Here is a 4,238-nt window from a genome sequence, read left to right on the forward strand (position 1 = left end):
TGCCAGTTGGAGGTGAAGGCGATGCCGGGAGGGATGAGTGTGAGCCCGGAGAGGATGTCCCTGAGTTCCTCGGCGGTGCGTAGGTGACGTTCAGGCTGGTGCCCGGCGCCGTACGCCTGGCACACCTGTCGCATGTTCGTGGCCATTTCGCGGTCTGCAGGGTGGGCGGGGTTGAGGCCGTCGACGGTGGGGTGGGTGACGATCACCAGGCTGCCGGCGGGGAGTCGTTCGGTGTAGCACCGCAACGCGGTGTGCGCGTCGTCGTTCTGGCTGATCGTCTCCAGGACGCCGCACAGCACGAGGCAGACCGGGGTCCCGGCGCCCAGCAGCTGCTGGGTCGGGTCGGTGAGCAGAATCGTGCCCGGAACGCTGAATGTGCCGCAGACGCTGTCGATTGCGGGATGGTTTGAGGCGGCCAGTTCCAGGTATGCGAGGACATGTCGGTCGTCGCTGGTGAACACGGCCTTGCTGGTTTCGTGCTGCGCAATGTATTCGTGTGTGGCGTCGCTGTCCGGCAGTCCCGCGTCGACGACGAGGAACCGGCTGATGCCGCGCTTCGCCGCAACGAGGCGGATGGCTCGGCGAAGGAATCTGTGCTCGTCACGGTAGGTCCGGCGCAGGCTTGGCAAGATACGCGTCGCATTGGCACACCAGGCTTTGTCGATCGCGTAGGCGTTGCCTCCGCCGAGGAGGAAGTCCTTGATCCGTGCCGGGCTGGCGCAGCACAGGTCCAACTCCGGCACTTCCCATCGCTGTGCCGTCACGCGTAGTGCCGCGTCCGATATGGACAGACGGGCCGCTGATGGGCTGGCAGCCGAACGTTCCTGGTCATCGCCAGACGAGGTGGGGGTATGAGTTGTTGGTGTGTCGTGACGGGAGCGCGCAGTGTCCTCGGTAGGCCTGCGCGATTTCTGCTGGCTGGTGCTCGTGTTGTGCGGCTCGGTGCCTGCTGGCGGAGGACCCGAGGATGGTGGTGTAGGCGAATTCATCGGTCGTGTCTTCCTCGGCGAGTCAGGATGTCTGATGCGGCGCCGGCGGAGAGCCGTCGGCGGCTGGCGCGGTGGACGACGGTGGCGGTTGGGCAAGCAGGACATTGGCGTCGGTGAGCATCTGCTCGACGTCGGCCTGGGACACGCCGAGTCCAGCGGCGAGGTCGGCAAAGGTTTGGCCCGCCCGGTGTGCTCTCCGCGTGGGGTCGGTGTGGTGGTGCATCGGACTCCTCACCCCGCGGTGGTGTGGGCGGACGCAGGGCACGGGCGCCACGGTGGTGGCGCGGGCTGTTCGAGAGGGCCGTCGACGAGCGCCTGGGCTTCGCGGAGCATCTGCTTGACGTCGGGCTCGGTGATGCCCAGGTCGGCGGCGATCTCGGCGGTGGGGCGCTGGGCGCGGTGGTCGTGGCGCATGGTCAGCAGCTGCGCGGTGCGCCCGAGTCGGTGGCCGTAAACGGCGGCAACGGTGGCGAGCTCGCTGAGCGCCACCGTCCGCTGGGACGTGGCGTCGGCGTCGGCGACGGCGCCGAAAAGAGAGTCGAGGCGTTCGAGCACGCGTAGCACCTGCAGGGTTTGCTGCCGGTTCATCGGGAAGGCCGCCATCTCCTGGGTGGATAGCAGCGGCTCCCTCAGGGTGACTCCGTCGTGGGCGCTCGAGTGCGGCACGCCGAGGTCTTCTCCGAAGGTCGCCAGAGCTGTCGCGATTTCGGTTAGTTTGCCGGCGAACCTGGGCGAGTCGAAGACGGCGCCGACGCGGCACAGACCGAGCACGATCGCTGTCACGCGGGCGTTGAGGTGATCGAGCTTTGCGCGAAGGTGAGTGGTTGTCAGTGGTCGGGAGGTGGCGTTGCGAGGGCGTTGCGAGCGGGCTTCGGCGTTGGTCATCGGTCGTCTTTCTGGCGCTGAGGTGTGGGTGATGCCGGCGGCATCGACGGGGACGCGGCGAGTCCGCGGAGACGATCAGCGGGCTGCTTCGTGACGCGGTCGGTTCGGTGATCCCAGCCGGGTGATGGCTACCTTGGTTCAGGACGGTGGGCGGGAACACGGTGGTCCGGGTGCGGCAGGTTCAGCGATGCTCGCCGTCGGGTGCTTTACATTCCGCCGGGCTCTGGCGTGGCGCAGCGGGCGTGCATCGCGGTGATCAACGACATCAGCGCCACCGTGGGGAAGGCGAGGGCAAGGTTGGTGGCGACGGCGTCGTCGGGTGGATTGTTCCGGAGGGCGTGAGTCGCGTGCTGGTCTAGGAGGACTGCTGCGGATCGGATCGCGGCGAGCAGGCTGGCGTGGGTGGCTGTCGGCAACTCCGGCTGTTCCGCCAGTTCGTCGATGCCCTCCTCCAGTGCTTGTTCGATCGCGGTGGTGGCGAGTGTGCCGATGCGCTGGGAGATGGTGCGCGATAGCTCACCCAGGTCCTGCGAGAACTGACGAAGCCGGCGTGTGTACGTGGCGCTGCCGGGTGGGACGGTTTGCAGCGCGTCAACCATGTGGTGGCACTGGCTGGCGGTGAGAAGGATCCGGTCAAGCAATTCGCTATCATGAGGGTGCATCGGGACTCCTCGGTGTCCGGAAGTTGGCGGCGCTCACGACGTGGTCGGTGGGGGACTGCCTGGGCCGCCGTAGGGCGCTGCGATCGCGTGCCCGGCGGGTACGTCGGCGGAGGTTTGCGCCGAATTTGCGTGACGCCTAGGAACCCGGCAGCCGGCCTGCCAGCGATACGACGATGGCCGTCGCTGGCAGGCCTCGTCCGCTACTGCTCCTTGGTCAGTTCATCGCGAGGCAGCATCCCCGTCACCTCCTTTCGCCAGCACGTGCCTCTGGTGCTCGTTCCATGGTTGTCATTAGGAGCGGTCCCGCAGTGGCGCCGCGCGCTTCTGGAAGCGTTCGAACAATGCGACGAGTTCGCTTTTCTGGTCGTCGTCTTCGACTTGTTTGATCCCTTTTCCTGCGTCGGCGAATGCCACGACCTGCCCGTCGACGTGGAACAGGCTGAAGTGGTCTTCCATTCCGTCGTACACGCCGTCCATGACCGTGATGGACGCTCGGCCTGAGGAGTCGAGTTCGTGCAGCCACGCAAGCTGCTGCCGCATGGTCGCGTCCGATCCGACCGGCTGGCGCAGGACCGAGGCGTCCAGGACGAAGGATGCCTTCGTGTCGCTGCTGAGGAAAGCTGCCCTGCGGGTGGCGCGGACCTCGATGGTCCGTTCGATGAACTCGGTGGGGTAGGCGTCGGCGTATTGATGCAAGAGCGCCTCCGCGTAGCCAGGTTCCTGCAACAGGGCGGGGATCACGAACGGTTGGAGCTGCCGCAGAGTGGTGGCGCGGGATTCAACCTTGCCGTACTCGACAAGTTCCTTCGAGTAATGTCCTTCGTGGACAATCCACCACGGTTCGTTGGCCGTTTTGGGAGTTGTCTGGTCGTGTGTCATGGCGTTCCTTTCGTCAGATTCCGAGGTAACCGGTCTGGCCGTCGCGCGGCACTTCTTGTCGTGGCGCACGATCGGGGCGGTTCAGGGCTGTTTGCCTTCATCCGGTGCTTCGTCGTGGTGCCGGAGCAGCTCGAGTGCCGCGGCGTGGCACGCGCGGGCTTGGTCGTGGTTGCCGTCGAGTTCGGCGACCTCGGCTTGAACGAGCAGCACATCAGCCCTGTCCGCAGCTGATCCCGGCCGCCCCAGCACCCGGCGCACCTGGTCCAGGCGCTCGGCGGTGAACCCGTGTCGCCCAGCACGGGCGTCGATCAGGACCAGTGTGAGCCCGGCCCGAGCCGCGGTCTGGTCATCGCCGATCGCGGTGAATCTCCCCAGCGCCGCCGCCAGCTGACACAGCGTCTCGGCGTCGTCGCCGACACGCACGAAGAGGAGTTCTCCGCCGAGGAGGCAGTCGAGGATTCGGGCGGGACTGAGGTGGCACGGATTGAGTGTTGGCTCCCTGCGCTGTGCCGGGCTCGTCACTGAGGCGCCGGAACAGGGGCAGACGTGAGGTATTCGAACGGTCGCCAATAGTCGGTGGTCCGGTCTTGCTGGCTTCGGGGTCATCCGGTGGCATGGTCGGCTCCTGTGCGCGTCCTGTTCAGGCGTGGTGATGCGGGCGGTATCGGTGCTGGGTGTCGGTCGCGCTGCTCAGGTCGCACTGGCGGGGCTGAGGATGAGGGTGCAGCTCGGTCGCCGGAGGAATTCGCCCGGCGGAAGTTGCTCTTGGGGCGGGTTGCCGTCCAGGACGGTGATCGTGGGATGCGCCGTGCGGTCGAGGTCG

General features: G+C 66.8%; 6 protein-coding genes. All 6 read right to left on the bottom strand.

What is annotated here, in order from left to right; genetic code table 11:
• Positions 1-743 (bottom strand): SAM-dependent methyltransferase (locus CF165_RS49340; RefSeq protein ID WP_093954513.1); only part of this gene is annotated, 743 nt, incomplete at its 3' end.
• Positions 744-1,011: 268 nt separating this feature from the next.
• Positions 1,012-1,212 carry a hypothetical protein gene (locus CF165_RS51620; protein ID WP_158226978.1) on the bottom strand — a complete coding sequence of 67 codons (201 nt, stop codon included), beginning with the start codon at positions 1,210-1,212 and terminating at the stop codon, positions 1,012-1,014.
• An 8-nt stretch (positions 1,213-1,220) separates the two neighbouring features.
• On the bottom strand, positions 1,221-1,874 hold the full coding sequence (locus tag CF165_RS49345) for a hypothetical protein (RefSeq protein ID WP_143268951.1): 654 nt from the start codon (positions 1,872-1,874) through the stop codon (positions 1,221-1,223).
• A 206-nt stretch (positions 1,875-2,080) separates the two neighbouring features.
• Positions 2,081-2,536: a hypothetical protein gene (locus CF165_RS49350; RefSeq protein WP_093954515.1), complete on the bottom strand. Its 456-nt coding sequence runs from the start codon at positions 2,534-2,536 to the stop codon at positions 2,081-2,083.
• 291 nt (positions 2,537-2,827) lie between these two features.
• Positions 2,828-3,415: a DUF5753 domain-containing protein gene (locus tag CF165_RS49355; RefSeq protein ID WP_093954516.1), complete on the bottom strand. Its 588-nt coding sequence runs from the start codon at positions 3,413-3,415 to the stop codon at positions 2,828-2,830.
• Positions 3,416-3,496: 81 nt separating this feature from the next.
• Positions 3,497-3,937, bottom strand: a complete 441-nt coding sequence (locus tag CF165_RS49360; protein WP_158226979.1) for a hypothetical protein — start codon at positions 3,935-3,937, stop codon at positions 3,497-3,499.
• Positions 3,938-4,238 lie beyond the last annotated feature (301 nt).

Origin of the sequence: Amycolatopsis vastitatis, assembly GCF_002234595.1 — a bacterium.
In the GTDB taxonomy this organism is placed as follows: Bacteria; Actinomycetota; Actinomycetes; order Mycobacteriales; family Pseudonocardiaceae; genus Amycolatopsis; species Amycolatopsis vastitatis.

Coding starts and splice junctions, on each gene's coding strand:
- CF165_RS51620 (WP_158226978.1), bottom strand. CDS start 1,212: ATGCACCACCACACCGACCCCACGCGGAGAGCACACCGGGCGGGCCAA.
- CF165_RS49345 (WP_143268951.1), bottom strand. CDS start 1,874: ATGACCAACGCCGAAGCCCGCTCGCAACGCCCTCGCAACGCCACCTCC.
- CF165_RS49355 (WP_093954516.1), bottom strand. CDS start 3,415: ATGACACACGACCAGACAACTCCCAAAACGGCCAACGAACCGTGGTGG.
- CF165_RS49350 (WP_093954515.1), bottom strand. CDS start 2,536: ATGCACCCTCATGATAGCGAATTGCTTGACCGGATCCTTCTCACCGCC.